General features: G+C 40.3%; 24 protein-coding genes. 12 read left to right on the forward strand and 12 right to left on the reverse strand.

All coding sequences use genetic code 11. From position 1 onward, the window contains the following. Window positions 1-317: 317 nt before the first annotated feature. Genes EHQ64_RS17635 through EHQ64_RS17645 form a run of 3 tightly spaced genes read left to right on the forward strand, consistent with a single transcriptional unit; the run spans window position 318 to window position 1,111 of the window. The gene (locus tag EHQ64_RS17635; protein WP_246048829.1) at window positions 318-656 is read left to right on the forward strand and encodes a hypothetical protein; all 339 of its coding nucleotides are present in this window, start codon (window positions 318-320) and stop codon (window positions 654-656) included. 10 nt (window positions 657-666) lie between these two features. After that, window positions 667-891: a VOC family protein gene (locus tag EHQ64_RS17640; protein ID WP_135651111.1), complete on the forward strand. Its 225-nt coding sequence runs from the start codon at window positions 667-669 to the stop codon at window positions 889-891. After that, complete coding sequence (locus EHQ64_RS17645; protein ID WP_135651112.1) at window positions 881-1,111, forward strand: hypothetical protein; 231 nt, start codon at window positions 881-883, stop codon at window positions 1,109-1,111. Before EHQ64_RS17640 ends, EHQ64_RS17645 begins: the two co-directional genes overlap by 11 nt. 10 nt (window positions 1,112-1,121) lie before the next feature. Here the strand turns inward: EHQ64_RS17645 and EHQ64_RS17650 are convergent, their stop codons facing one another. The 3 genes from EHQ64_RS17650 to EHQ64_RS17660 all read right to left on the reverse strand — a co-directional run bounded on the left by EHQ64_RS17650 (window position 1,122) and on the right by EHQ64_RS17660 (window position 3,733). Beyond that, window positions 1,122-1,640 carry a hypothetical protein gene (locus tag EHQ64_RS17650; protein ID WP_135651113.1) on the reverse strand — a complete coding sequence of 173 codons (519 nt, stop codon included), beginning with the start codon at window positions 1,638-1,640 and terminating at the stop codon, window positions 1,122-1,124. An 84-nt stretch (window positions 1,641-1,724) separates the two neighbouring features. Next, window positions 1,725-2,405, reverse strand: a complete 681-nt coding sequence (locus EHQ64_RS17655; RefSeq protein ID WP_135651114.1) for a class I SAM-dependent methyltransferase — start codon at window positions 2,403-2,405, stop codon at window positions 1,725-1,727. Beyond that, window positions 2,402-3,733 (reverse strand): hypothetical protein, encoded by a 1,332-nt coding sequence (locus tag EHQ64_RS17660; protein ID WP_135651115.1) that lies wholly within the window; start codon window positions 3,731-3,733, stop codon window positions 2,402-2,404. Before EHQ64_RS17660 ends, EHQ64_RS17655 begins: the two co-directional genes overlap by 4 nt. Before the next feature lie 108 nt (window positions 3,734-3,841). Here EHQ64_RS17660 and EHQ64_RS17665 point away from each other — a divergent pair, with 108 nt between their 5' ends. From EHQ64_RS17665 to EHQ64_RS17685, 5 genes are all read left to right on the forward strand, one after another. Further along, complete coding sequence (locus EHQ64_RS17665) at window positions 3,842-5,857, forward strand: protein meaA (RefSeq protein ID WP_135651116.1); 2,016 nt, start codon at window positions 3,842-3,844, stop codon at window positions 5,855-5,857. 3 nt (window positions 5,858-5,860) lie between these two features. Continuing rightward, the gene (locus tag EHQ64_RS17670; protein WP_135651117.1) at window positions 5,861-6,814 is read left to right on the forward strand and encodes a P-loop NTPase family protein; all 954 of its coding nucleotides are present in this window, start codon (window positions 5,861-5,863) and stop codon (window positions 6,812-6,814) included. Window positions 6,815-6,898: 84 nt separating this feature from the next. Beyond that, window positions 6,899-8,608 (forward strand): hypothetical protein, encoded by a 1,710-nt coding sequence (locus EHQ64_RS17675; protein WP_135651118.1) that lies wholly within the window; start codon window positions 6,899-6,901, stop codon window positions 8,606-8,608. A 69-nt stretch (window positions 8,609-8,677) separates the two neighbouring features. Continuing rightward, window positions 8,678-9,910, forward strand: a complete 1,233-nt coding sequence (locus EHQ64_RS17680) for an ankyrin repeat domain-containing protein (protein ID WP_135651119.1) — start codon at window positions 8,678-8,680, stop codon at window positions 9,908-9,910. Between the two features lie 213 nt (window positions 9,911-10,123). After that, on the forward strand, window positions 10,124-10,930 hold the full coding sequence (locus EHQ64_RS17685; protein WP_135651120.1) for an acyl-CoA desaturase: 807 nt from the start codon (window positions 10,124-10,126) through the stop codon (window positions 10,928-10,930). A 51-nt stretch (window positions 10,931-10,981) separates the two neighbouring features. On the opposite strand, the gene EHQ64_RS17690 is transcribed toward EHQ64_RS17685, so the two are convergent. Continuing rightward, window positions 10,982-11,461 carry a hypothetical protein gene (locus tag EHQ64_RS17690; RefSeq protein ID WP_135651121.1) on the reverse strand — a complete coding sequence of 160 codons (480 nt, stop codon included), beginning with the start codon at window positions 11,459-11,461 and terminating at the stop codon, window positions 10,982-10,984. A gap of 391 nt (window positions 11,462-11,852) precedes the next feature. Between EHQ64_RS17690 and EHQ64_RS17695 the strand changes: the two genes are divergently transcribed. From EHQ64_RS17695 to EHQ64_RS17705, 3 genes are read left to right on the forward strand one after another with little or no spacing between them, the layout of a single operon-like run. After that, the gene (locus EHQ64_RS17695) at window positions 11,853-14,234 is read left to right on the forward strand and encodes a SpoIIE family protein phosphatase (RefSeq protein ID WP_135651122.1); all 2,382 of its coding nucleotides are present in this window, start codon (window positions 11,853-11,855) and stop codon (window positions 14,232-14,234) included. 47 nt (window positions 14,235-14,281) lie between these two features. After that, a complete protein-coding gene (locus tag EHQ64_RS17700) occupies window positions 14,282-15,184 on the forward strand; it encodes a diacylglycerol kinase catalytic domain-containing protein (RefSeq protein ID WP_135651123.1) in 903 nt (300 codons plus the stop codon). Next, window positions 15,177-15,524, forward strand: coding sequence for an STAS domain-containing protein (locus tag EHQ64_RS17705; protein ID WP_135651124.1), 348 nt, complete (start codon window positions 15,177-15,179; stop codon window positions 15,522-15,524). Before EHQ64_RS17700 ends, EHQ64_RS17705 begins: the two co-directional genes overlap by 8 nt. Before the next feature lie 150 nt (window positions 15,525-15,674). Here EHQ64_RS17705 and EHQ64_RS17710 read toward each other — a convergent pair whose 3' ends face one another. Next, a complete protein-coding gene (locus EHQ64_RS17710; protein ID WP_135651125.1) occupies window positions 15,675-17,342 on the reverse strand; it encodes a PhoX family protein in 1,668 nt (555 codons plus the stop codon). Between the two features lie 112 nt (window positions 17,343-17,454). Between EHQ64_RS17710 and EHQ64_RS17715 the strand changes: the two genes are divergently transcribed. Then, window positions 17,455-17,949 carry a hypothetical protein gene (locus EHQ64_RS17715; RefSeq protein WP_135651126.1) on the forward strand — a complete coding sequence of 165 codons (495 nt, stop codon included), beginning with the start codon at window positions 17,455-17,457 and terminating at the stop codon, window positions 17,947-17,949. On the opposite strand, the gene EHQ64_RS17720 is transcribed toward EHQ64_RS17715, so the two are convergent. Genes EHQ64_RS17720 through EHQ64_RS17750 form a run of 7 tightly spaced genes read right to left on the reverse strand, consistent with a single transcriptional unit; the run spans window position 17,930 to window position 26,296 of the window. After that, complete coding sequence (locus EHQ64_RS17720; protein ID WP_135651127.1) at window positions 17,930-18,451, reverse strand: hypothetical protein; 522 nt, start codon at window positions 18,449-18,451, stop codon at window positions 17,930-17,932. The genes EHQ64_RS17715 and EHQ64_RS17720 overlap by 20 nt on opposite strands. 56 nt (window positions 18,452-18,507) lie before the next feature. Beyond that, on the reverse strand, window positions 18,508-20,337 hold the full coding sequence (gene htpG / locus EHQ64_RS17725) for a molecular chaperone HtpG (protein WP_135651128.1): 1,830 nt from the start codon (window positions 20,335-20,337) through the stop codon (window positions 18,508-18,510). Further along, entirely contained in the window at window positions 20,334-21,932 is a 1,599-nt protein-coding gene (locus EHQ64_RS17730; protein WP_135651129.1) for a BatD family protein, read from the reverse strand. Before EHQ64_RS17730 ends, htpG begins: the two co-directional genes overlap by 4 nt. After that, the gene (gene batB, locus EHQ64_RS17735) at window positions 21,929-23,635 is read right to left on the reverse strand and encodes a VWA domain-containing protein BatB (RefSeq protein WP_135651130.1); all 1,707 of its coding nucleotides are present in this window, start codon (window positions 23,633-23,635) and stop codon (window positions 21,929-21,931) included. Before batB ends, EHQ64_RS17730 begins: the two co-directional genes overlap by 4 nt. Then, window positions 23,632-24,576 carry a VWA domain-containing protein BatA gene (batA, locus tag EHQ64_RS17740; protein WP_135651131.1) on the reverse strand — a complete coding sequence of 315 codons (945 nt, stop codon included), beginning with the start codon at window positions 24,574-24,576 and terminating at the stop codon, window positions 23,632-23,634. Before batA ends, batB begins: the two co-directional genes overlap by 4 nt. Continuing rightward, on the reverse strand, window positions 24,573-25,475 hold the full coding sequence (locus EHQ64_RS17745; RefSeq protein WP_135651132.1) for an LB_053 family protein: 903 nt from the start codon (window positions 25,473-25,475) through the stop codon (window positions 24,573-24,575). Before EHQ64_RS17745 ends, batA begins: the two co-directional genes overlap by 4 nt. Beyond that, window positions 25,472-26,296, reverse strand: coding sequence for a DUF58 domain-containing protein (locus EHQ64_RS17750; RefSeq protein WP_135651133.1), 825 nt, complete (start codon window positions 26,294-26,296; stop codon window positions 25,472-25,474). The genes EHQ64_RS17745 and EHQ64_RS17750 overlap by 4 nt, the downstream gene beginning before the upstream one ends. Window positions 26,297-26,302: the final 6 nt, after the last annotated feature.

A 26,302-nucleotide genomic window follows, 5' to 3' on the forward strand; every position in this document is an offset into this window, starting at 1 on the left:
CGCCAGCCATAACACTTGAGTAATACGACATCGTAATTGCGCCTAGGCCTAAAATCCGATAAAACCAACAGTCATAAATAGGGACAATATATAATATTAATTTAATATTATATAACGAATGGACATCTACATTCGTTCCCGGATTGCCCTATAAAATCTGATCGGGCTATAATTGGAATTACGCAATTCTCGAATTCAATAATTACTTTGCAATCATTCCAAGATGTATATACTTGTTCTACCAGGATCAAATGAGAAAGCTCAATCTTTATTTCGGCATTCTATTGTTTATCGTATTCCTTATCTCAGGATGGTATATGAAAAATATCTTCCGTCCGGAACATTTGAACGATCTCGCTGCCAGGATGGAGATTCGTGCCAACCATATTTATATTCTGTTCATTTCTTTACTGAATATTATAGGATTTACGGTCGATATCCAAACTCAGTCTTCCTGGCTGAGTAGAATAGACAAAGGGTCGAGGTTATTACTTATCGCTTCCGGGATACTTTCTCTGTTCGCTTTTGTGATAGAACATTCAGGCACACTTCAGAACCGGTCTCTTACTTTCTATAGCGTCGTCACTTCCCTAGCGGGAGTAGTTTTATTGACTTTTTCTTATATTCTCTCAGCTAGAATAAATCGTACAGTTTGAGCATTATAGGATGGAAGTAGACCATTTTTATATCTTCATTAAATATCCGAAAGAAACTGGGGATATTTTAGTTCAATTTGGCCTTGTCGAAAGTTCTTCGAATGTACACCCGGGCCAAGGAACGGCAAATAGAAGATTCTTTTTTCATAACTCGATGCTTGAATTATTGTACGTGGCAAATCCGGAAGAATTAAACGCCGAAAAGATCAAAGCAACAGGATTGTATGATCAATGAACCTATTATTCATCATAAAAAATTAAAATATATTGCGAAATACACGGTCTATTCTAAAGATCTAAGACAACTTAGCAAAGCGGGAGAAATAGTCCAAATACTGGATGAGGTAACGCTTCTGTCTAGAAATGAATTCTTACTTGTGATTGAATTTGATGATAGGAAGGAAGATCAGGCTCAAGACTTTAGACCTGTTCTTCCTCTTGTTTTCCATTGGTGAATGAAACCTATTATTTTAATCTATTGTTTATGTGGAGATCTTTCGGATCCACTTTTACACATACGAAATAGACCCTTGCTAAAGGGGTATCCAATTGACTAATTCCACCATCCGAAGTAATAAAATGGAAATATCCAGTCGCTTTAGTTGGTTTGTGACCAGTCCAGACCTGCGAATTTTTAAGTTTATAATGATCCTCTTTAAACTCACCCGCTTCAAAAAGATCATTTAATTCAGTTATAAAGGGAATCACCATCCCGTATTTCGGACAAATGTATCTCACTCCATCCAAATTTGTCGCGATTCTTGTCCCAACCATATATGTTTTTCCCTTAACAGTTACATTCCGGAATTGACCATCTGATTCCAGCTCTTCGTTAAATTGAAGACTGGTTGGGTCGTCAGGACTAATATCAGCTGGAAGATTTTTGAAACGCCCAACGTTAGAATTCGTTTTGCAGAAGGAGGAAAGTAATAAGATTACTAATAAAAAACCTAAGAAAAATTTACGATTGGCCAAAACTTTCATATTAGCACAATGATGAAATTATTTGACTAGAAGGAAAATCTTTTTTCGAAGTTGTAGAACTGGATTTTTGCTATTTAAAGATTTTTAATCATCCACAAACAGCTCGTCACTAAAAGGGCTGTCCTTAGTAATTCTACTTTCCAGAAGATTAAATGCCACCCTTCTGAAATAAGGACGGATCAATTTTTCGTAATCCTTCTTGGATCTTTGGTGTGCATAAGGATCCGTAAAATAGATCTCTTTTTTCATCCGAATATAGTCATTCTTGGTCGGAACAGTGAAATATAAATAATTCGTGATCTTATGCAATTTCTCAAAAACTTTCGGAAGATGTTTATCTTCTATATACTGGACCACCGAATTACAGATCCCAAGAGTAAACGGGGGCATATGAATATGTTTTAGTTCGAGGTCTTGGATCGTAGAATGTAGAAAGGAAAGATTATATCCTCGGATCCATTTCTGTTTTGCGATCGAGTCTATCATATCTTCAGAAGGATCCACTGCAAAGATACGATTCGGTTGGAAAATCTTCACGAATTCTTTTAATAAAAGAGCCTTTCCGAAACCGAAGTCCGCGATACTTCTGGGATGCAACTGCATTAGATCAAAAACGGACTTTATGTATTTTGCATGTTCCTTAGCATTAAAGGAAGCATCCACATCCTTCCCGCTACCGTAGATCTCGTCCCAGTAGGAAGTTTCAAATGGTAAGCCATTGGCTCCGTATGCGATATAGTCCGAATCGTTCGGCTTTTTTCTCATACCTCTGGGGCCTTTGAAGAGGCGAGAATGGAAATAAGATATGCTTTTAAACTGTCATACCCTTTCTGGTCGGACAATTCGGATCTAGCTTCTATAGATCTGGTCTTCAGAGTTTTTAAGCTAGGATCCGCTTGGATCCTTTTCCAAAGAAATCCGTTAATCAATATTCTTTCTCCGGATAAGAATAGATAAATATGATTTTTCGTTTTAATCTCTCTTTGAAGTAGCTTTCTATCTACTGCCCAAACTTCGGACAAAAGGATATAATCTTTGTCCCTGATCTCTTGGTGGTTGGAAAAATCCAATTTTTGTTTAGAAGTAAAATATAAATAAGAAGCGGTCTCCGGTGAAACGTAGATCCTTTCGTCCTGATTTACGATCGCCCTTCCCCTAAGAGAAACCAGATCTTTTCCCAAAGCTCCTAATTTCACTTTATCTAATCCAACAATCGGTTTTATAGTAAAATATCCGGAAACCGCGATCAATGCAAATATCCCGATGGACGCAGCGATCGTATTCAGTTCTTTTTCGGAACGTAATAAGAAGATCCCTATAAACAAGATCAAAATGAAAGAGCCAAAACCTAAAAGGTATTTCCAAACGGACTCACCCATGAAAGAAAAGGAATGAGCTCCATAAAAATTAAGATTTCCTAATAGAATGATCGCTAGGACAAATAAAGACAAGTACCCGAATAAGAATAGTTTCGGTAAATTTCTTCTTTTAAAGAAAACGGATTGTTGTTTCTTCTTCTCCCTGATCCCTACTGTTCCGGCTTTGATCACGAATATAGTAAATCCGATCGTAAAAAAAGTAAAATGAGAGAAAAATCCCAGAATTGTAAAAAGAACCAAGATCAGAAGATCTATCACAGTTTCCATTCGGAAGGAAAGAAATAGCACGAGTAAAAAGGAAAAACTTACTAATTCTCCAAGCATATGAAGCGGAACCGAATACGAAAACGGATTAATCGCAGCTAAATAGCAGAAGAGATAATGATTTAATTTCCAACTCTCTCTTTCCATCACATACGCGCAAAGATGTATCCCTAAGCTCAGGAAAAAAGCTCCGAAAGAAAGATAAGCGGGTATATAATTCAATCCTAGGATCGATTTCCAAACGTATAAAAGCAAGAAAGGAAGAGGTTCTTGGAAGGAGAAAAATTTTCCGTCCTCGGAAAGGGAACGTAATTCGGCCAAAACCCCGAAACTTTCTCCGTTGGACGGATCTCCATGCCAGGAATACAGCAGGGTCAAAAGTCCGGTAAGAAACAGTGTAGAAAGTAAAATGAGCGCGGGGTTTGCTTTTCTGTTTCTTTCCAAGTCCATGCGGCGGAATTCTTCTCCAACGGATTTCGGAGCTACGTTAAAAATTTAGGTGAAATTATACCAACACATTTTGAACTAAACTAAGAGGCATATTCCGAGGGCAAGAAGATGGAAAAAAAAGACCATATCCTTTATGATAAGGCCGGAAATCCGAGCAAAGAACCAGCTTGGATTTTCAGAACTTACGCAGGTCACACAAACGCAAAGGAGTCCAACGAACTCTTCAGAAAAAACCTGGCAAAAGGCCAAACGGGCCTTTCCATCGCCTTTGATCTTCCTACACAATGCGGTTATAGCTCAGATCACCCAATCGCAAAACCGGAAATCGGTAAAGTAGGAGTTCCTATCAATACTCTCGAGGACTTCCGGATCCTTTTCGATCAAATCCCTATCGAAGAAATGAACACTTCCATGACCATCAATGGTACTTCCATGTGGTTACTTTCGCTATACGTGGCTTTGGCGGAAGAAAGAGGAGAGGATGTTTCTAAACTCCAAGGAACCACTCAAAACGACATAATCAAAGAATATCTAGCTCGAGGGACCTATATTTTCCCACCGGAGCATTCTATCCGGATCATCGTGGATATGTACGAATATTGTTTGAAAAGGATCCCAAAATGGAATCCGTCCAATATTTGTTCCTACCATTTGCAGGAAGCTGGAGCTACTCCGGTTCAGGAATTAGCCTTCGCTCTCGCGACAGGTATGGCAATCTTAGATGCAGTAAAAGAAAGAAACTGTTTCACTCACGAAGAATTCGAACAATGCGTTGGTAGGATCTCCTTCTTCGTAAACGCAGGGATCCGATTTATCGAGGAAATGTGTAAGATGCGCGCATTCTCCGATATGTGGGAAGAGATCACCGTCGGGATCTACCAAGTTAAAAACGAAAAATATCGCCGCTTCCGTTATGGAGTTCAAGTAAACTCTCTCGGCCTCACCGAAGAACAACCTGAAAACAACGCTTGGAGAATTTTGATCGAAGCTTTAGGTGTGACCTTAAGCAGAGATGCAAGATGTAGAGCTCTTCAACTTCCAGCTTGGAACGAAGCACTTTCTCTTCCTCGCCCTTGGGACCAACAGTGGTCACTTCGTTTACAACAAGTCCTTGCTTACGAAACGGATCTTCTTGAATATCCGGACTTATTCGAAGGTTCCAGAGTTATAGAAAGCAAAGTAAAAGATCTAGTAGAGAACGCAAACAAAGAGATCCAAAAGATCAAAGAGATGGGTGGAGCGATCAAAGCGATCGAGAACGGTTACATGAAAGCTCAGCTCGTTAAGTCTCAAGCGGAAAGACTCGCTAAGATCAATAACGACGAACTTATTATCGTAGGTAAAAACAAATGGAAGGAAGGAATTCCCTCCCCTCTTACAAACGATCCGGATGGAGGGATTTTCAAAGTAGATCCTAAATCCGCAGAACAAACCTTAAAAGTTCTCGCAGATGTTAAAGCAAGAAGAGATCCAAAAAGAGCGGCAGAAAGTTTAGCTCGATTGGAAGACGATGCTCGAAACGGCAAAAACTTAATGTTTGCATCCGTAGAATGTGCAAAAGCATTAGTAAGTACAGGAGAATGGGCAGACACTCTTAGAAAAGTATTCGGAGAATATCGCCCGTCTACCGGAGTAGAAGGACAAAAATTAAATCTAGAATCCGACAAAGTCGTAGGCGTTCGAGCTAAGGTGGAAAAATTCCAAAAATCTACCGGTGCAAGACCTAAGATCGTAGTCGGCAAACCAGGGTTAGACGGTCATTCTAACGGAGCGGAAATGATCGCAGTTTCTGCGAAACATGCAGGCTTCGACGTGATCTATTCCGGAATTCGCCTCACTCCGGAAGAAATCGTTCAATCCGCTGTGGAAGAGAATGCAAATGTGATTGGAGTTTCTATCCTTTCCGGTTCTCATGTGGAACTCGCTGAGCAGATCTTTGCAGAATTAAAACATTATAAAGCGGATATCCCTGTTGTGTTCGGAGGAATTATCCCTCAGCCTGATTTCGAAAAATTACATTCGATCGGCGTGAAGGCGATCTTTACTCCGAAAGATTACGACTTAATGGACGTGATGGATCGTATCATCGACATCGTTTCTAATAAAGTCCCAGCTTCCGTATAAGGTATGACCGTACGGTTCGCAGGTAACGAACTTAAAGAACTGATCTTAGAAGCTTCCCAGGGGGAAAAATATCCCCTGGCGAAACTGATCAGCGAGTTGGAAAGACCGGATTCATTCGAATTTCGTAAAGTATTATTCCAAGAGATCGAAAGTCTTGGCTTTAAATCAGACAGATCTGTAACAATAGGTTTTACTGGAACCCCGGGTGCAGGTAAATCATCTCTTTTAGGAGAGATCTCCACACAATTTTTAAGCCAAACCTCTGATAAAAAGATGGCGGTCGTTGCAATCGATCCTTCTAGCCATATCAGTGGGGGTTCTCTTTTAGGAGATCGAACCAGGCTTTCTTTACCGGTCCGAGAAAAAAGGATCTTCTTCAGATCTCAACCCAGCCAATTGGAATTGGGAGGATTAAATCCTTATACATATCATGTAATTCGACTTTTACGCTTCTTTTTCGATTTTATATTCGTGGAAACAGTAGGGATCGGACAAAACGAGATAGAAGTATCCAAACTTTCGGATCTTTCCTTCTTAGTAATGGTCCCCCTAGGCGGAGATCAGATCCAATTCATGAAAAGTGGGATCATGGAAGTCCCGGATGCATTCATATTAAATAAATGTGATGAAGAGTCACTTGCTAGAGCAAGCTATCATACTCTTTCCACTACTTTAGAATTCCTAAGAGATATTTCTCCCGGAGGCGCGATCCCTCCGATCTTTCTCACTAGCGTTAAAACGAAAAAAGGGATCGGAGAATTATTGGATTTTATTTTAAAGAGTAATCCTCATTCAAAAAGAGAATTCGAGATCAAGATCCAGATCGAAAAATGGATCAAAACGGAATACGGAAATTTCGGCTTAGAGATCGCAAGACAGATAGATCTTAGTTCAAAAAGATCTTTCGAAGAGATCGAGAGCCTTGCCAAATCCGAGATCCAAAAAAGATATAAGTAAGATATTCTTATATTGCTGGCATTTTCATTTGCCTAAACAGAATCCTACTTGAAAATTCCTTCGAAAGGATCAATTTACCAAAGAATGAATAAATCCGAGATCTACAGCAAGTTCGAAAATCTAATCGGCTATCTACACAGATTAAACGTTAACATCGAACTCTGGAGCCCAAGATCTGCAGACATTATCATCCCGATCTTTGTCTTTATATTCGGTTTCTTTTATAATCTTCATTTTGCATTGATCGGTTTTCAACCTCTAGACGGTTCGATAGTCTTTGATGGAGGCTGGAAGATCCTGAATGGACAAATCCCATTTCGAGATTTTTCATCTCCCGCCGGAACGACCCCGTCCCTAATTCAAGCTATCTTCTTTTTATTCGGAGTAGGATGGATCCAATACTTTGCTCACTCTTCTTTTTTTAACGGGTTATTTGGAGTGATCTCATATATCTGGTTCAGAAAAGAAGGAGGAAATATTTTACTCTCCGGATCCTTATCTTTTCTTTCCGTACTATTTTTTTATCCGCCGGTTGGATTTCCTTTCATAGAGACACATTCTATCTTCTTCTCCATTTTGATGCTACTTATGGCAAGCCTAGCCGTCAGAGAGCCTCGGTTTATTTATATATTTGGAATATTCTCTGCATTCCTTTTAGGTTTTTTAAGTAAACAAATCCCTATTACAATACTTGCCTTAGGGGTTCCGATCCTACTCATTAGAGTAAAGTCGAAAGATCTAAAAAGGATCCTCTTATACTCTGCCTATTCGATAATCATTCTGACTGTAGCCATTTTTTTGATCAATTGGATCTTAGGCATCGATTGGAGAGAAGAATTCTTTTATCTTTTCCAAATCACATTCGGCACGGGACAGGATCGATTTTCAGGAATACAGGCAATCACCCAAAACCAAAGCTCAGGAAGTTTAAGTATAAAATCCGCATTTGTAGTGCTTAAATTTTTATTCGACTTTATCCTTGTATTCGATCCTCATAAATATTCTGTAAAACTTTTCTATCTGCTCCTGATCTCAACCGGAGTTATTCTATACTATCTTAAAAAGAAAAAGGATCGTTTCGAAGTTTCGGAAGAAAGGATCAAAAGTATTTCACAGATCTTACTTGCCCTATTATTTTTCTCCTCAGCCGTTTTCTATTCTGCGGTTAGTAAAAATCAACCCCAGATCGGGTTCGTTCAATTCTTCTTCTTTTTCGCATTTATTTGTTTAAGTTTTTCTAAATCTACAAGGACCCCTTATTATCTCATACTTCTTATCTTATCGTTTTTGATTACGAAAGAATTCCATTCGAATGTGAACAAGACCAGAATGGCAAACGATATGATGTATGTAGAGCCGACGGAAAAGATCGATCTAGGATATTTTGAATTCAAATGGAGATTGCCGGATATATACGAAAAGCGGGTCTCTTATTCCGATTATAAAAGTTTTACTGAATTTGCAAAAAAGAATCCGGAGAATATTCTCTATTTAGGGGACATGACTGCGTTTCTTGGGCTCTCCGGAAAAAGATCTTATTTCCCAGCGCTATGGTATCATACGGATCTTAGTATTCCTTCTTCCAAATTCAAAACACAACATGAAACTTTTCAAAAGAAAGTCTTAGAAAATATAAGAACATATCAGATCAAATATATAGTCTTCGAGGGATCTCAGGATAAGTTCTCGGAGATGACCAGTTTAAAAGATCTGGAAATGATAGAAGAGTATATATCAAAGAACGAAAAAGATAGATCCAAGATCGGAAATTTGATCATCGTCCGGATCTTCTAATAAACTTTTGGCAATGATTTACCGGACTTCTCTCTTGACATAGAAAGAAATCCGTGTAGGATCTTTCGGATGAAATTTATTTCCAGAGTTTTCCTACCAAATCTAATCGTATTCACCCTTATATTTTTCGGATCTGATCAGATATATTCCCAACCGGTCCATCCAAAATCTGCAATCGGAGAAACTCTTGCGGGGATCAAAAAAAGAGCGGAACTTCCCTCCCCTACTGTTTCAGGTTCCGGGCTTAAAGCGGTAGCGATCGTAGGGGAAGTGGATGGAAATGACGGACCGAAAACCAGGGAATATGTTAATAATATAAAAGGCCTCGTAAAAGTTTTAAAGGACAGAGGAGTTTCCGTAAGCGAATTTTATCCTCCTAATAATCCCTGGTCAGGCATACAAGAAGCATCAAGAAATGCGAATATAGTTTTATACGCGGGTCATGGTGTAGGAACAAATCTGAACAATCCTCCTTATGATCAAAAATCAGTAGGTGGTTTTTATTTGGGAAAAGAATTCGTTTCTAACGAACAGATCTCTTCCGGATTAAAACCGGTCCCAGGTGCAATCGTCCTGTTTTTAGGAGCATGCTTTACCGCCGGGAATATGGCCTACGATATGGGAGTGATCCGGGACGAAGAAACTAAAAAGCGGATCTCCATGTATTCTTCTCCTTTTTTGGAAACTGGCTTTAAAGGTTATTATGCTACTTGGGCTCCCTGGACTGCTCAAACAATCCTAGCATTATTATTCACGAATAAGAATTACGGAGACGTTTACTTTAGCCAAACAAATCCGGGAGAAGTTACTAAAATTTCACATCCAAATTCTTCAGGTTCCGTTCTATTCTATCATACAAAACCTCCTGCTTCCAGACCGATCTATGATTACGCTTTTGCAGGAGATTCTTCCGGAGTTTTGAAATCGGAAAATTCAAATACCGAAACTGAAACAAAAATCTCGGAAGAAGAAAAACAAAGACAGAGTAAGATCCTGATCTCTGCCATTTACGATAAGAACGAGGAGAAATCATTACAATCCCTAACGAATGGAGCGGATCCAAATGCTGATTATCAAGGTTGGAGGCCGATCCATCTTGCGATCGTTTTCGATCTCCCGAATGTAGTGAAGGAACTAGTAAAAAGAAAAGCATCGATCAATGCTCAAGCGGAAGGATATACTCCTCTATCGATGGCACTTGCATACGAAAGAAAGGAAATCTCAGAATTTTTGGAAAAAGAAGGTGGCACAAGAAGTAGAGCTGCATTCAAAAAACCGAATATTCCGAATTTAAAAAAATAAATCTTTAAACTGGAAAACCCAGGCCGAAGATCTCGATCTGTATTTTTAAAAAGGGCCTAAAAATCGGCCCTTAGGACATAATTCCTGCCGAAATCCGGTTTTTTACGACAATTTGTCCCGAAAAAAGCCGCCCGGATCCGGGCAACTTTCCCATTTTTTGCAACCTGGGCTCCCGAAATCGCTCATATCAGTTAGAAAAAAAGGGAGCCCTTCATGGCAATCATTCTTAGTTTTTTTGCGGCACATTGGATTTTAGCCGCTTTCGTTCAGTCGTTTTTCTTACATCGTTATTCTGCTCACCAAATGTTCAAACTCAATCGTTTTTGGGAAAAGTTCTTCTATCTATTCACATTCGCGGTTCAAGGTTCTTCTTTCTTGAACCCAAGAGCTTACGCGATCCTTCACAGAAAACACCACGCGTATAGCGACACCGAAAAAGATCCTCACTCTCCAGTAGCTTCTAAAGGTTTCTTGGATATGATGTGGACCACTGCAGTCGTTTACGAAGATATTCTAAATCGTAAAGCTGAAGTTGAGAAGGAGTTCAAAGGAAATTATCCTGAGATGCCAACCTTCGATCGTTTTGCGGATGCTTGGTTTGTTCGTTTATTCTTCGGAACAGCTTACACTCTCTTCTATATCGCTTTTGTTCCGGAAGGAGCAACTTGGTTATACGCTTTATTACCGATCCATTATCTAATGGGACCGACTCACGGTGCTGTAGTGAACTGGTGCGGACATATGTATGGTTATAGAAACCATGCAAAAAATCCGGATAATTCCAAAAACACATTGCCTGTGGACTTCTTGATCATGGGAGAATTATACCAAAACAATCACCACGCTCACCCGAATTCTCCGAACTTCGCGTTCCGTTGGTTTGAATTGGATCTTACTTATCAAGTAATGAAGGTACTACATTTTATGGGGATCATTACTATCCAAAGAGCAGTGTGGACTGAAAAAGGAAGAAAGGAAGTTCCTGGAACAGTTCCTTCTCCTTTAGCTGATGTAGCTTAATTTTTTCTAAATGCTAAAAGTAGAAAGCCGCTTGGAAAAAGGCGGCTTTTTTTATTCTTCTTTCAGTTTATCCAGGTCCCCTCTCATCTCTTTATCATACTCATCCATTAATGTAGGATAAAATTCTGGACCTAATTCTATTTTATTGTTTAAGACTAAGGAGAAGATAGAGCGGACTAATTCTTGTTTATCAAAACCTGTAAAGATCCATTCTAATAATTCCAGGGCTAAATCTAATCTGCCCTCTTCCGAAATTGTTTTGCGGAAAATTTCTATAACTTCTTTTTCTTTTCCGGATTCCAAAAAGCCCCTTAATTCAACAGGCATACTCTGTAGTAAGATCTGCTTCTTTGCATTTGGTGTGAATAGGAACTCGGGTTTACCGTCCGGCAAGAGTGAATGGATCGCCTTCTCTATTTCCGGTTTAGAATGCCCCAATTTTATAAGAGCCCGGCCGAATACCTCGCCCAGAACAAAATCTTCCAGAGGATGAAAAGGAAACCCCGGCTTCTTTGACTCCTGATCTTCCATTCTGTTAGAGTTCCTACCGACCGCATTCCGGTCAAGTATTAGGAGACGCAGAGATGTAAGAGAAAGATGCGAAGGTTTTGGTCACGCGGAGCCGCAAAGTCGCTAAGAATTCGCGAATACCTAACTCTGCGTCCTCCGTGGCCTCTGTGCGAAATTTATTTTTGCATTTTGGGTTCGCACAGAGAGCACTGAGCTCACAAAGCTTTCCTAAACTCTGCGCCTTCTATCAATTAGGCGGAATATTTTTGTAACCTGAATTTCACGAAACCTTAGTACGAATGGGATCTTCTAATTGTATGTTTTAGATCTCTTTTTCTAGGAAAAGAATAGGCTAAAAACACAAAGTGCCTGCCCCGACCCTTCGGGGGATCTAAATTTCCGGAAACGAACTATGAGTTTCAGACAAAAAATATTTCTCATCTTAGGAGCAAGCCAGCTTCTTCTAGTACTTATCTTAGCGATCACCTTCATTCAAATGATTGACCAGGTGAAAAACGAACCGCAGGACAAGAGAGCATTAGACCGCTCTCTGGAGTTCCGGAAGGAACTCAAACATAAGGAAGAGGTAATCCGACTTCTTCTGAAAGAGATCGAAAGAAACCAAAAAACACTTTCTATCCTGGAGAACGGCCTCGGTAACAGAGGGATCCTCCAAGGTAATTTGGAATATATCAAGGGGATCATGACCCAATACGGTCTCTCTATTTTTGAGATCCATGATAGAACGGGGCATGTGTTCTTCAGATTTCATAGGCCGGCAGATTATGGAGACGATAAGTCAGGGCAAAAGATCGTACAGGAAGCTTTGCAAGGAAGGATCGCTTCTACCTTAGAGATCGGACATAGCGGTTTAGGGCTTAGGGTCACAGCCCCTCTGAAAAACGGAGGGATCATGATGGTGGGTCAGGTAGTGGATGATAAATTTATCCAAACCATCACGGGTTCCGAAGATGTTCATTTGGCGATCTATGAAAAAGGAAAATTGATCTCCTTTTCGGATCCAACGATCTCCAAATATTTGGGAAATAGAAAACCGGAAGATATGGCCGGGATCTCTAGATTCACATTCGAAGGCAGACATTTTTATCTTACACAGGTCCCATACGAAAACCAGGGCTTAAGCAATCTGAAATTAGATTTTCTTCTCATGATCGATGAGACGGATCTGTATGAATCTACTCGAAACCTTTGGTTGTATTGCGGGCTCATCGCACTTGCTGTATTCGGCGGGATCTTATTCGCTTCCTATAGGTTTTCCAGAGATATTATAGACGCAGTCAAAGCATTGAACTTCGCGATGCAGAATCCGAGCGAAGATGAATCCAAGATCGTGGATGTAGATCGTTCCGACGAATTAGGTGAAATGGCGGAAGTCTTCATCCAAATGAAGAAGGACTTGTTAGACCACCAAATGTTCCTAGAAAAGAAGGTAGAAGAAAAGACAAAAGAGCTTCAGGAAACCTTGGATGATCTAAGAGCTCTTAAAGAAAAACAGGATGGGGATTATTATCTCACTTCCCTACTACTCCGCCCTCTCGCGACCACTAAATATGAAAGTGCCAATACTAAGATACGAGGCATCTTAAAACAAAAGAAAACATTCGTATTCCGCAAGAGAGAAGCTGATATCGGAGGAGATCTGGTCTCTATTAGTGAGATCACCTTATACGGGAAAAAATATCTGAGCATCATGAACTCTGACGCGATGGGAAAATCCATCCAAGGAGCAGGTGGAGCCTTGGTAATGGGAACGGTATTCAAGGCGATCGTAAGTAGAACACAACTCTCCAGGACCAACCAGAAAAAAACTCCGGAAAAATGGCTGAAAGATTGTTATACTGAATTGCAGAACGTATTCGTAACCTTCGACGGCACAATGCTTGTATCCGCATTACTTTGTCTTTTAGACGAGGAAACTGGAGCATTATATTCTATTAATGCAGAACATCCGAATATGGTATTGTATAGGGATGCAAAAGCTAGCTTCTTAGATTCGGATTTCCCGATCCGCAAATTAGGATTTTCCGAAAATACCACAGAACCTTTAGTAAGGGTGGATAAACTGGAAGCTGGAGACAGGATCTTCTTAGGCTCTGACGGAAGAGACGATATTCTATTATACGATCCGAATCATTCCGAACCAGTGATGAATGAGGACGAGTTCCTATTCTTAAGATTTGTAGAACTCTCCGTCGGAAATCTGGAAGATCTAGAAAGATTGATCGTAGCTGCAGGAGAAATTTCTGACGATTTAAGCCTTTTAAGTATAGGTTATAAAGAAGCGGAAACTTCTAATTCAAGATCCAAAACGATCCCGGAAGAATACAATAAGCTCCTACAGATCGGGATCAAAGAATACAAGAAAGGAAATTACGAAAAAACCAAAGAAGTATTCACACAGGCACTTGCGATCGACGATACTGATCCGGCACTCCATAAACAGATGGCCAGGATATGTATCAACGCTAAAGAATTCGAAGAAGGCGCAAAACATTCGGAAGCGTATCTCTCCAAGATCCCGTTCGATAACGAGTACATCTTCTACCTATCTTATTGTCTCAGAAAAACGAAAGATTATTGGAAGTCGTTAGAATATGCCGAAAAACTCAGATCCAGAGAACCTGAGAATATTCGAAATCTAAAACATTTAGTTGCATTGTATAGATTGACCGGCAATCGGATGAAGTTCCGTTCGACCATGTCCGTCCTAAAAATGATCTTAGCGAGCTCAAATCCGAAGACAAATAATTCGTCTGAGCCTGCTTTAGTCTGATTTTTTTCGTTTTCTAAGAGCCCTAGTTCTGTCCAAATTGGTAATCCATGTCGGCAGAAAAGCGAAAAAAGATCGAGTCTGTACTTGTAGTTATCAAAAGAACGAAGTACGAGTTGGATCTAGAGAGTTACGGCTCTCTGGATGAACTCAAACGGATAGCAAGTATCCAAAACGATTCTTTTACTAGAGTTTACGAATCCCATCAAAGACAACTCCAAAGTAGGGAAGATTTAAAACTAATCTTCCCACATGGAAGATTCATCTTCAGAGAAGACCTGGAGAATATAGATATTTCTGAATATGATTTGGTGATCGCTCTCGGCGGAGACAATCATTTCACCTATGTTGCCCACCATGCTTTGGAAAATCTAGTACTCGGCTGTAATTCAGATCCAAGCACGTCTGTAGGAGCTCTTCTCTCCTTTCACACAGCGGATATAAAAGAAGCAGTTTCTAAAAATTGGGAAAATACTTCTATAGAAGAATGGCCTAGGATCAACGTTCGGATCGAATATCCGGATGGCCAAGCGCTCGAGACCTTTCAAGGTATCAGTGAGATCTCTATTCGGAATAATAGCCCGGACCTAACGAGTAGGTTTTTGATCTCTCATGGCAAAGATGCCGAAGAACAGAAATGTTCGGGCCTTCTGGTGTATACCGGAGCGGGTTCTACAGGTTGGGTTATGTCTTGCGAAAATAAAGACGTAAGCTTTGACAAGCAGGAGCCATATTTCAAAGTGTACTGTAGAGAGTTGCGTAAAAAGGAAAGTTTCAAATACAAGTTGGATCATTTCACAGTTCGCGACTCATTCCGTCTAATTTCGGAGATGCGTGGAGGGATTTCCATCGATTCCCTTGCGGAACGCATATACGATTTTCCTCCCGGAGCCAAAGCGGATTTCTCCGTTTCTCCGGAAAGATTGCGGGTGGTAGTGAAAAAACATGGATAGTTTAAAAATTCTAGAACAGGAAGCCGGCAGCGAGATCAAAGTATATTTGATTTCAGGTCGCCTAGACGAATCTACCTTTCCCCTATTTAAAGAAAAAGTGTTGGATGTGTCCCATGCTTCCAATACTGTCCTGAATTTATCCGATCTGAAATACGTTTCCAGCTCAGGCATTCGTGCCATCTTCGAACTGAAAAACAGACTTACTAGCGAAGGCAAAAAACTTCTTCTTACAGAAGCTGGAGAGAAAGTAATCCAAATATTCAATCTGCTCGGGCTATGGAAACCGTTTGCCCACTTCGAAAAAGAAGAAGACGCGATCGCGGCCTGTCTTAAGAATTAAATTCTTCTAATATATTGCCGCGCCCTTCGGGCCAGGCTCTACGCTACAATCAGCAAAGCACCATTCAAATCATCTTCAATATTGGCTTTTTTCGTAGCACTCATGGTGCATTGCCGGATTTCCGCTACGATCCTTCGCGGAGAAGAAGACTTATATTTTTTCCTTCCTGATCGCAACCACTCCAGGCCTAGGCATATCTCCTTTCTTGATCCCAGGCCAACGACTTGTAGGAAGATCATAATCTTTAGTATCTTCTCCGGGATGTTGCACAGAAACGAATAAAAACTCTTCATCAGGAGTAAACCAAGGACCGGTCAATTCTGCCCCAATAGGTGCAGATGCAAATTGGAATGCTTTACCCGCATCTTCTCCACTTGTAGGAATAAAGAACAACCCGTTGTTTCCGAATTTTTTGAAGATGGATTTACCGAGTAATTTAGTAGTCATATCGGTAACCATCCAAAGATTTCCGGAAGAATCGAATGCAAGATTATCCGGAGAAGAAAATCCACTCTTCCCTCCCCCTGCAACAAAAACTTCAAACTCGAAACGAACGGATTCCGCATCGGAATTTTCTTCTTTGATCCTTACAATCTGTCCGTAAAAATTTCCATGTGAGTCGTTATTCGTAAAAGAAACATATATAGACTTATCTAAAGGATGTACTTCCAAATCCTCCGGCCGATCCATAGGAGTTCCACCCACGGTTTTTGCGGCTTCTCTACATCTAATAAGTACATCTGCTTGGGTTTTGAAGAGGGGGTTCCCTTCTTTATCCTTAGCATTTTTTAATGCAGGATTTGTTTCCAGGTCCAGAGGAACCCAAACACCCTTTTCAAAATTACCCACATATAATATTCCAAAATCTAAAAGTTCAGAATTCTTTTTTCCCTTTTTAGGATCGTAATTCTGTTCCGACACGAATTTGTACACGCATTGGTCTTTCGAATCGTCTCCCATATATACCACAAGTTTTCCGGAAGAAGAGATCGTTAATGCTGCGTTCTCATGAGAGAATCTTCCGAGAGCGGAATGTTTGATCGGAACGGAAGAAGGATCAAAAGGATCTATTTCTATGATCCAACCGTATTCTCGAAGATCTTCTAACTTACAATCCTGGACCACCATCTCGAAGTTTTCTTCGCAAGAAAGCACCGTATCCCATAAGGTTTTTCCTCCGGAACAATTCGCAAAAGTACCGAACACTTTTGTTTTTCCGGAAATCGCTTCCGATCCGGAAACCGGCCCTTTTAATTCAAATTCGGTCCTTCCATGGATCCTTCTTCCATGTTCGGAATTCGGGTCCAAGGCCCAGATCCCATTCTTCTTACGTAATCCAATAACGGAACCTCCTAAAGAATACAGATACATCTCTATCTGTTCAGGAGTTCTTGTATTCGGACCTTTTGCATTATAATCGTATCCAGTAACATAATATTCTAATTCGTTTAAATATTCGTGATTGGTCCAAAGAAGAGCGCGGTTCGGATCATTTGGGAATTGGAAGAAACAATTAAAATCCGCTGCGTAACCGAATGTATCTCCCTTAGGATTGATACGATCCCCGTAGACTGCGATCAGATCATAATGAAATCCATGTGGTAAGATCAGATCGTCTTCTGTAGTCGGCTTTACAGGTTTGAAATTATTGCCGGGAATTTTAAAAGAGTTTTGTTCTTTCCTATTCGAGGAAGATGATTTAGTTTTTGGTACCTGGATCTTTACAGGCTCGGAGAACAGATCTAAATTCCGGACCGCAGTCAGGGCAATCATTCCCTTTCCCATATATTTTAAAAAGTCCGACCTAGATATCTTCATATCCTAAGAATATCCTCCCTGATTCTTCGGACCATTCGTTTTTTCTTCCTACAAGAAAAGGAAACTTGGTTGTAATATTCTCTATCCGGAAAGATGATACGAACTGATTCGAATGAAACCGAACTCTACCCCATTCTACAAAATTCTTTTCATCATGGGATGGGTCTCTCTTGCGTTTTTTCTTCCCCTTTCAGGCGCGGTGTATTGGGAAAATAAAAGTTTAGAATCGATATACAAGAATTTATCCCTTCCAGGAAACAAAGAATTCGGGGTTTTGGTAGAGAACACAAAACTACACAAACTAGGCAGTACAGTAAATGTGTACACTTATCTAGTTCCGGACGAACTTGGCAAAAAACATGAAGTCACTGAAGAAGTGGACCAGCTTACAAATCGTAGAATGAGAGTCGGGGACACAGTGCAGGTCCGCACTTTTGTCTGGAGTAGTTTCGGAAAAACGAAAGTTTTAGGAAGGATCGTAGGCAACACCGCCCCTCCCCCCGGTTTCAATTTTATGCAGGAATTTTTCCTTTTCGGGATCCTGTTCTCTATAGGACTTGTAGTCGTCAGTCTTTACTTCAGAACGTTTAAGGCTGAGGCAGAGTAGAATTGTAATTATTATCTCTCTTAAAGATCAATTGTACTTGGAATGGAGTTTGGATATATCTGGACGGATTCATTTCGTAAGAGATAAAACAGTAATACTTATCATAAACGATCACATACATATAATCTTTAAAACGTAAATGACCCATTTGTTTACGAATACCACGCATCCAAATAGAGTCCTCGAATACCCTTTCGTAGCGCACTGATCTCGAATTTACTTTTTTTAATTCTTCCGGATTCATCTTTTCCGGTTCAACCTTTCTCAATTCGAATTTTAAAGAACGGATCAGGTTATATTCTAACTTCTCTTTTTCTATGATATCGGTGTTTGGGAGAGTTTTGAAATAATATTCGTAATATTCCTTATCCAAGGACTTCAGGTCGCTATGGACCTCGCCCTCGGTTTCGACAGGTTTCCCCTTAGCTGCTTCCTGAGAATATAGATCTCCTGCGAGCAATAAAATGGATGTGATCAGAATCGGGAAAATCGGCGTTCGCATACCGTACCAATAAAGATATCGGTACGATCTCCGATTTCCCCCCTTTTTTTTCGAAATTAGCCTGAGGAAAGATCTTCCAACAGATCTCTTTGACGTCGGATCAGATCGCTTAACTCGTCTTCTCCGATCAGCTTGGCGCCGAGTAGAGCAAGGTCGTACACTGAACGGGCTAATTTTTCGGCCTTCTCCGGATGTACCCCTTTAGACAATTGTAGGATGTTTTTCACGAGCTTAGATTTACGATTCACAAGCAGAGTATGATTTTTTAGAAAATCGGCAGGCTTTTGACCGTACATCTGGCCCATCTCCGCCAAACGCCTCAAATGTTCCGGTAAAAGGATTACAGAAGGTACTTCTTCAGACTTCAAACTTTCCGTTTTGATCTCCACCCCTTCTTTCGAGACTGCCTTGGTAAAGATCTCCTTTAGTCTGTCTTCAGTAGTTTTATTTTCAGAATCCGCTAAATCCGGCCCCGCTTCCTTATCTAAGACCTGATCCGCGAGTTCAGAATCCACACGTTGGAACTTCCAGTCAGGGTTTTTGCCCTCTAAAAACTGCAGGAAATGATTATCTATCCTAGAATCCACAAGCAGAGCTTCAAGTCCCTGGGATTTAAGAAGATCCATATATACGGAAGAAAGCTCGGCTTCCCCGGCATAATAGACTTTGCCGGAGTTCTTCTCCTTATTTTTATCCACGTATTCTTGCAAGGTCACCAAATCTCCGTTAGATGATCTGAAAAAGATCAGATCATTGGCGGATTCGTAGAATTTCTCATCCGTCATCATTCCGTATTTTACGAAGAGAGAGATCTCTTCCCAATTCTTACGGAACTCTTCCGGATCTTTCTTCCATTCTTCCTGGAGTTTGTCGGAAACTTTTTTAACGATATGAGAAGAGATCTTTTTGACTAAAGGATCGTTTTGAAGATAGGACCTGGATACGTTTAAAGGAAGATCAGGAATGTCCAGGGTCCCCTGTAAAACGGTTAGAAATTGTGGTACCAATTCCTTCGCTTCATCGGAAACGAAAACATGATTACAATAGAGTTTGATCCCCATTCGATTTGCATCTAACTCGTGTTTGAGCTTAGGGAAGTATAAGATCCCTTGTAAACGGAAGGGATAGTCTACGTTCAAATGAACATGAAAAAGAGGATCTCCAGCGAACGGAAATAGATACTGATAAAATTCGTCGTATTGTTCTTTCTTAACCGAAGAAGGTTGTTCACTCCATAAGGGAGTCTGCTTATTAGCCTTTTCTTCTTTTACATAGATAGGAACAGGCAAAAAGTCGCAGTATTTACGGACCAACTCCTTCAGTTTCCAACTATCCAGATATTCTCCGGAGTCTCCGTCCAAATATAGACTGATCTTAGTACCTCGATCCGATCTATCTCCGGATCTTAAGGTGAATTCTGTTCCGGATTCGCTTTCCCAAATTACTGGAGCGGATCCTTTTTTATAGGACTTGGTCTCTATTTTTACCTTAGAAGAAACCATAAAGCTAGAATAGAACCCTAATCCGAAATGCCCTATAATCTCGGGTTTATCCCCTTCCGACTGGTATTTTTTTACGAATTCTTCGGCACCCGAAAATGCGATCTGATTAATATAACGATTCACTTCCTCGTCTGTCATCCCGATCCCATTATCTTGGATCGTTAAGATCCTGGACTCTTGATCGAAATCGAGATCGATCCTGTAATCGGTTCCCCCTTCGAACTCTTCGTTCAAGGAGATCTTTTTTAGTTTAGAGATCGCGTCACAAGCGTTGGATACCAACTCTCTCAAAAATATATCTTTTTCAGAATATAACCATTTTTTGATAATTGGGAAAATATTCTCCGTTTCTACGGAAATCCTTCCCTTAACTTCTTCGCTCATATGATTTCATCCTCTTTCAATTTATCCGATAACCAACCAGCGATCCTGAGCAGAGTTTCTTTGGAAGGCGGGTCCAATCTTTTATAGGACTCATACAAAGAAATCGTGTCGGACTTCCAACCGGCGAGAAGAGAGGCTTCTTCCTCAGGTAAACCTTTGGCCATTACGGAATGTTTCAAAACAAAACCTCTTTTAGAACCTATCCATAGGTCAAGTCGTTTCAATAATCCTGCTCTTCCACGGCTCTTGTTCAAAAGAAGGATTAAATATCCGACCCCACCCGCTAAAAGACAAGAAAGGAAACCGATCAAAAATATAGATGTTCCTAAACTTTTTTCGGATCCGTTTATAGCAGTTTCCTGTTTCGGTTTAGGAGGTCCTACATTTAAAACTGGGAATTTAAGAGAAATAGATTCGTATTTGCCCGATTTAGGATTGAAGAAAGAAAATCTGAGATCATCCGGTTTCCATTCCCCTTCTTTTTTAGGAAAGACCGAATAATAATAAGAATAATTCAGATAAAAACCGAATTCGCCCGGACTCAATTCCCTGAAATCCCTTTGCTGTTTAAGTTGTAAGAAAGTCACCTCAGGATAACAAGAGCCTGGATCACAAGACGTTAATAATGGATCTTTAATGGAAGCAAGATTGCCGTTCCCGGAAATAGTCAGACGGAATTGGAAAGGCTCTCCCAAATTGACATTTTGGGAATAATCTTCCAGGACCATCTTAAAATTCCCGATCGCCCCTCTAAATTCTTTCGGAGACGGGGAAGGTAATTCTCTGACTGAAATTTTACTTGGAATCGTTTTAATACTTCTCATATGAAAGAAGGATTGTTGTCTTCCTTCCAAATGAAATACGGTAGATCCTAAAGAATATTCCCCGTTCTTCAACGGAGTTAATATAAAAGTTTCCTTACTATATACCGCCGTTTCGAATTCTAAACCTTCATAAATAGCCTGGTCCGGAATAAGTAGATTAATCCCGGAAAGTGCCTCGCTTCTAAAATAAGGAAATTCTATCGAACTGGAAAAATCCCGATCGATATAAGGGCGAAGCGCGTTTCTATAATATAATGTAAAAAATCCAAGAATAGGCTCCCCCACCCAAACTTGATCCTTAGTTGTCCTAAAGATCACTTTTAGATCCCCGTCTTCAGGACCTTCCGTTTCTTCAGAGAAAAAGTATCGATTGGAAAAAAATCCGGAAGACTTATTTGCAGCGGAATTTCTAGGAGAAATTTCCAAGGCCATCATTCCTGATCCTATTTTTTGCCCGTCTACTTCTACTTCGATTTCCGGAACGGAATAACGGCCAGGCGCAGAAGTAGTGAGCCTATATTTGATCAGTTTTTTACGAAATACTTTGAAGTTTACTATAGTAGTATTTTCTTCCGTACCCCAATAGACGGCCTTGATCCCTTGTCCGTTAAATTCTTTTTCAAGTAAACGGACCTGGGCACCACCCTCCGTTTCTAATATTATAAAAACTGCATCTCCTAGATCTGCTCTTGCTTGGCTAAGATAAAATTTAGAACCTTGAGCGGAAATCGAGATAGAAATGGCCAAAAAAAGAAAGAGGAAACGTTTCACCAAAACACCTCTTTATTCCTGGAGCCCGGACTTCTTCTTTTTACGGAATCCAGGTCCATTGACTCCATAATACGATCCAGTTCGTCTTCTGCCTTGGATTTGTTTTTATTTTTATTCTCTTTTTCGGAGCCTGATTTAGACTGCTTATCCGTCTTATTTTTTCCTTTAGAACCTTGCTTCTGGTCTGGGGATTTGGATCCTTTTTCTTCGGAGCCTTCTTGACTCTCGCTACCTTGATTTCCTTCCGGAGGAGGTAATTTACGGAGCCATTCTAAATTCTTTTTTGCTGCTTCGAGATCCGGATTTTCTTTGAGAGATCTTAAATAATGTTCTGCTGCTTTTTTACGATCCCCTAACTTTAGATAAGAATTTCCTAAATTAAAATGGGATTGTGCTCTCAATTCCTGATTTTTAGAATCCGTCGCCTTTTCAAAATGTCGGATTGCCTTCTCTATATTGCCTGACTTGTATTCTGCATCCCCGCGATTGAATTCTAAACGAGGGTCTTCCGGAAAATAGGGATCCGCTTCTTTATACTTTTCTAAAGAACTTTTATAATCTCCTTGGTCGTAGGAATTCCTACCTTCTTTGATCCTATTTCCCCCAGGATCCAATTCAAAAGAAAAAGTCTCTCTTCCCCATAAAGAAAGTAAGATCAATAAGGCGGGCGCTAATTTTTTGGAGGCTCTGATCAGATATTTTCCCAAAAATTCCAAAATGAAAAAATCGAATAATAAAATAAGAAGTGCTGGAATTAAAAATTTTCTAGCTGACTCTGCCTTTCTTAAATTACGGATCCTACTTCCCGTATTTTTTTCCATCGAACTCATCCAGGATCTTACATCCGCGATATCTGGGCTTTCAGAATCCAAGGATAAGAATCTACCGCCGTTTGCAGAGGCGAGTTCGTTCAAAAAAATAGGATTAGCTCTTGAAATGATCACACCCGGAGAATTTTCGTAAGGAGCCAAGGATCCGTCCTTCGTTAAAAATCCGTATACTCTGGATCCGTCTTCAGAATATCCGATCGGTCCTCCTGTAGGAGTTCCAACAGACCAGACCCAGACTTCCGCGGGGAACTTTTTGATCGCCGGAGAATCCATATCTTCTCCGTCAGAGATCAGTACTAATATCCGATTCCTCAAGACTTGGTTGGAATTTAAAACTTCTTCCGCTTTTTTGAATGCTGATTTCAGATCAGTCCCTCTATCTCCTACTATATCTACATCCAGGCCTCTAACATATTCGGAGAATGCCCTTGTATCAGAAGTCATAGGACAATATACGAAAGGGGAAGCGGCAAACACGACCATACCGAATCTATTTCCGTTCAACTCCGGAAGAAGTCTTAAGATCGTTTCTTTCACTCTAGAAATTCTGGAAGGATTTGTATCCACCGCCTGCATAGAAAGACTTACATCCACTAGGAATAAAAAATCCACTCCCTTAGATACTTCCTCTTCCTTAGACTTCTCTCCTTCAGTCTGTTGGTAAGAGAAATAGGATAGAGTCAGAACCGAAGCGAGTAAAACGATCCTAAGAGTTGCCAAATAAAAAGGTGGGACTTTGGATTCCCTTGGAAGTCCCGGATATTGTTTCTTCCAACGATTCCAATAAAAATAGAATACTAGCTTAAACAAAGAATAGGCGAAAAATATCAAACCTAGGGCGATCCAAAACGATTCTAAAAAGACTTCGCTCATAAATAGTACCGAAACACCCAGGACCTAAGTAGGAGGTCCAACCCGAGTAGAGCAAGTGCGTATGTGAGAAAGATCAAAGATTCGGATTCTCTCACTTCTTCCGGAGGAAGGATCAAAAGATCTTTTTCCAAGGAATCAATCGAAGCTAAGACCTCTCTCAATTCCGCTATATCCTCTGCCCTATAGAATACTCCTCCTGTTCGTTTGGAAAGTATATCTAAAATTTCGAAATTCACTTCATAGGATTGGTCTTCTTTTCCTATTCCGATAGAATATATTTTAACCCCGACACCTTTTGCGATCTCGGTCGCAGTAACCGGGTCTATTCTACCTGTGTTAGAAGCACCATCGGTGATCAAAACGATCACCTTGGATTTCGCAGGAGATTTACGAAGTCTGTAACAGGACAAAATTAACGCATCGCCGATCGCGGTCCCCTGCTCCGGAACGGTCTCTTCTTCCGCCTGGCCTAAAATTTCCTCTAATACGTCTCGATCGCTTGTTAAAGGAGATTGAAGATATGCTCCCCCTGCAAATACCACAAGGCCCAACCGATCATTTTCCCTTTTTCTAATAAACTCCTTCAAAAGTTTTTTAGAAACCCCTAATCTAGTTTCGGGTAAAAAATCCCTACTCTTAGACATGGAGCCGGAAACGTCCAACGCAAGAATGATATCCACTCCTTTGGTCTCGTCCGGAAGAAATCTATATTTTTTTCCGGGGCCCGCCACTGCGATAATAAACAAAGTCAAAACGATCGGTCGGATCAAAGGAACTAAATAAGAAACGAAACTTTTAAAAGAAAATTTTCCGAGTTTAACTGAACCGGGGATACGCAGCTCTATACCTAACGCTGGCTCATTCTTCCAATAAGAATAAAACGTCCAGATCCAAACCGGAATAATTATAAAAAGATAATATGGAGATTCCCATTCCGTCATTTAGACAAGGCCTCTTTCCAAAAATCCCATGCTCTTAAGGCTTCTCCCGAAGAAATTTCAACCTCTTCTCCAGAATACTGAGCTTTACGAAATGTATTTTCCCAATTACGGACTTCCTCTTCTTCCAAACCGAAAGAATCATATATACGTTGGAATAATTCCGCTTCAGTCAAATGTGCAAAAGGCGCATTCATCTTTTTAGACATATTCTCACGGATATAACCGGACAATATCCGATAAAAGGATCTGGCAAATACAGGAGGAGAATTGATAAGCTCGTCCAATTTACTTTCATAGATCAGGATCTTTTGGACCCAAGGATCCGCTTCTACCAATGCATCGATCGGGATTTTGGATCTTGTATGATCCAGATACCAGGCATAAAAAATACCGAATGCCAAAGCTGCCAGCGCAGCGAGGATCGCGGTTAATTTCCAACCGTACTGACCTGAAAATTCTAAAGGAGGAAGTATTTCCTCAGGAGTTTTATCTTTTTCTTCCAAAGAAGTACGAACCGAAAGAACTGCCTCCGAATAGACTGATTTATCGTCTTTGTCCTTCCAAGAAACAGGCAAAGAGAACTTCCCGGAATTATAATAGGTCACAGAAAGTTTGATCTTATTTCCCGAAGTTTCCGCAGAAATTATTTCGAATAGCGGAAGATCCGGAGCATCCGGATCCGGATACATACCTTTCAAAGGAATTTCAGGGGAGGAGATTTCCCCGTCTTGGAATTCTAAAATATATTCTGCCTTCTCTCCTATCCCTACTTCTTTAGGTTCCCATTTTTCTTCCCAACCGAAAACAGGAGTAATAAACAGATAAGAATAAATGCAGATGGTATAAAATAAAAATCTAATACGATTGGACCGTCTCAGGCGGATAATTGCCGCCCTCATGACATGGTTCTCCAATACTGAAGCAATTTATTCGGATCGCTCTCCTTCCCTTCCAGTTCCAAACATCTGGACTTAAACAGAAATTCCAAATTCTTACGTATATTTGTACCGGCAGGAGAAGGATATGACCCGGTTTCCGGATCTTTTAAGAGGAAAAATTGAAAGAATCCTTTGGGTGCATTCTCTTCCAAATGATCCTTGAAACGGATCGCATGTAATGTATGAAATTTTCTAAGACCTGTGAGTCTTTTTAAAGAAGGTAATTCATGAAAATCGGAAAGTATATAAGAATCAGTGTATCTTCTGATCCGATTTTTTAGAAGTGTAAATGGAAGTTTCGGATCCGTTTTCAATTTTCTATGGGGAAATTTACGTACCTTCTCCAATGCAGAAAGGGCTTCTCCCGTATTCTTTATATATCCTGTCTCCCATTCTAAACGATCCGAATAGAGTAGGATCTTAGCCAGATTCCCTTTTCGTACATAAAGTAAAACTAATAGAGCTAAAACTTGGAAAGCATTCTCCGCTTTAGTCCATTCTGAACTACTCCAATCCATGGATTCGGATACATCCAAAAAGAAAACTCCGAGCCTTTCTTTTTCTTCGTAGAATTCCCTTACATGTAATTCACCGAATCTGGAAGTGACATTCCAATCGATCAGCCTAGTATCATCCCCGATAGCGTAAGGACGAACATCCTTAAAGTCAACTCCCCTTCCCTTTCTGGAACTTGCAGCAGTACCTTGCCTACTTCGAAGAGAAAATCCTCTCTCCTTAAAATCCAAAAGTTGGATCAGGTTTTGATATTCTTTTCGGAACATAGATCT

The sequence above is a fragment of the Leptospira sarikeiensis genome (assembly GCF_004769615.1).
Classification (GTDB): Bacteria; Spirochaetota; Leptospiria; order Leptospirales; family Leptospiraceae; genus Leptospira_B; species Leptospira_B sarikeiensis.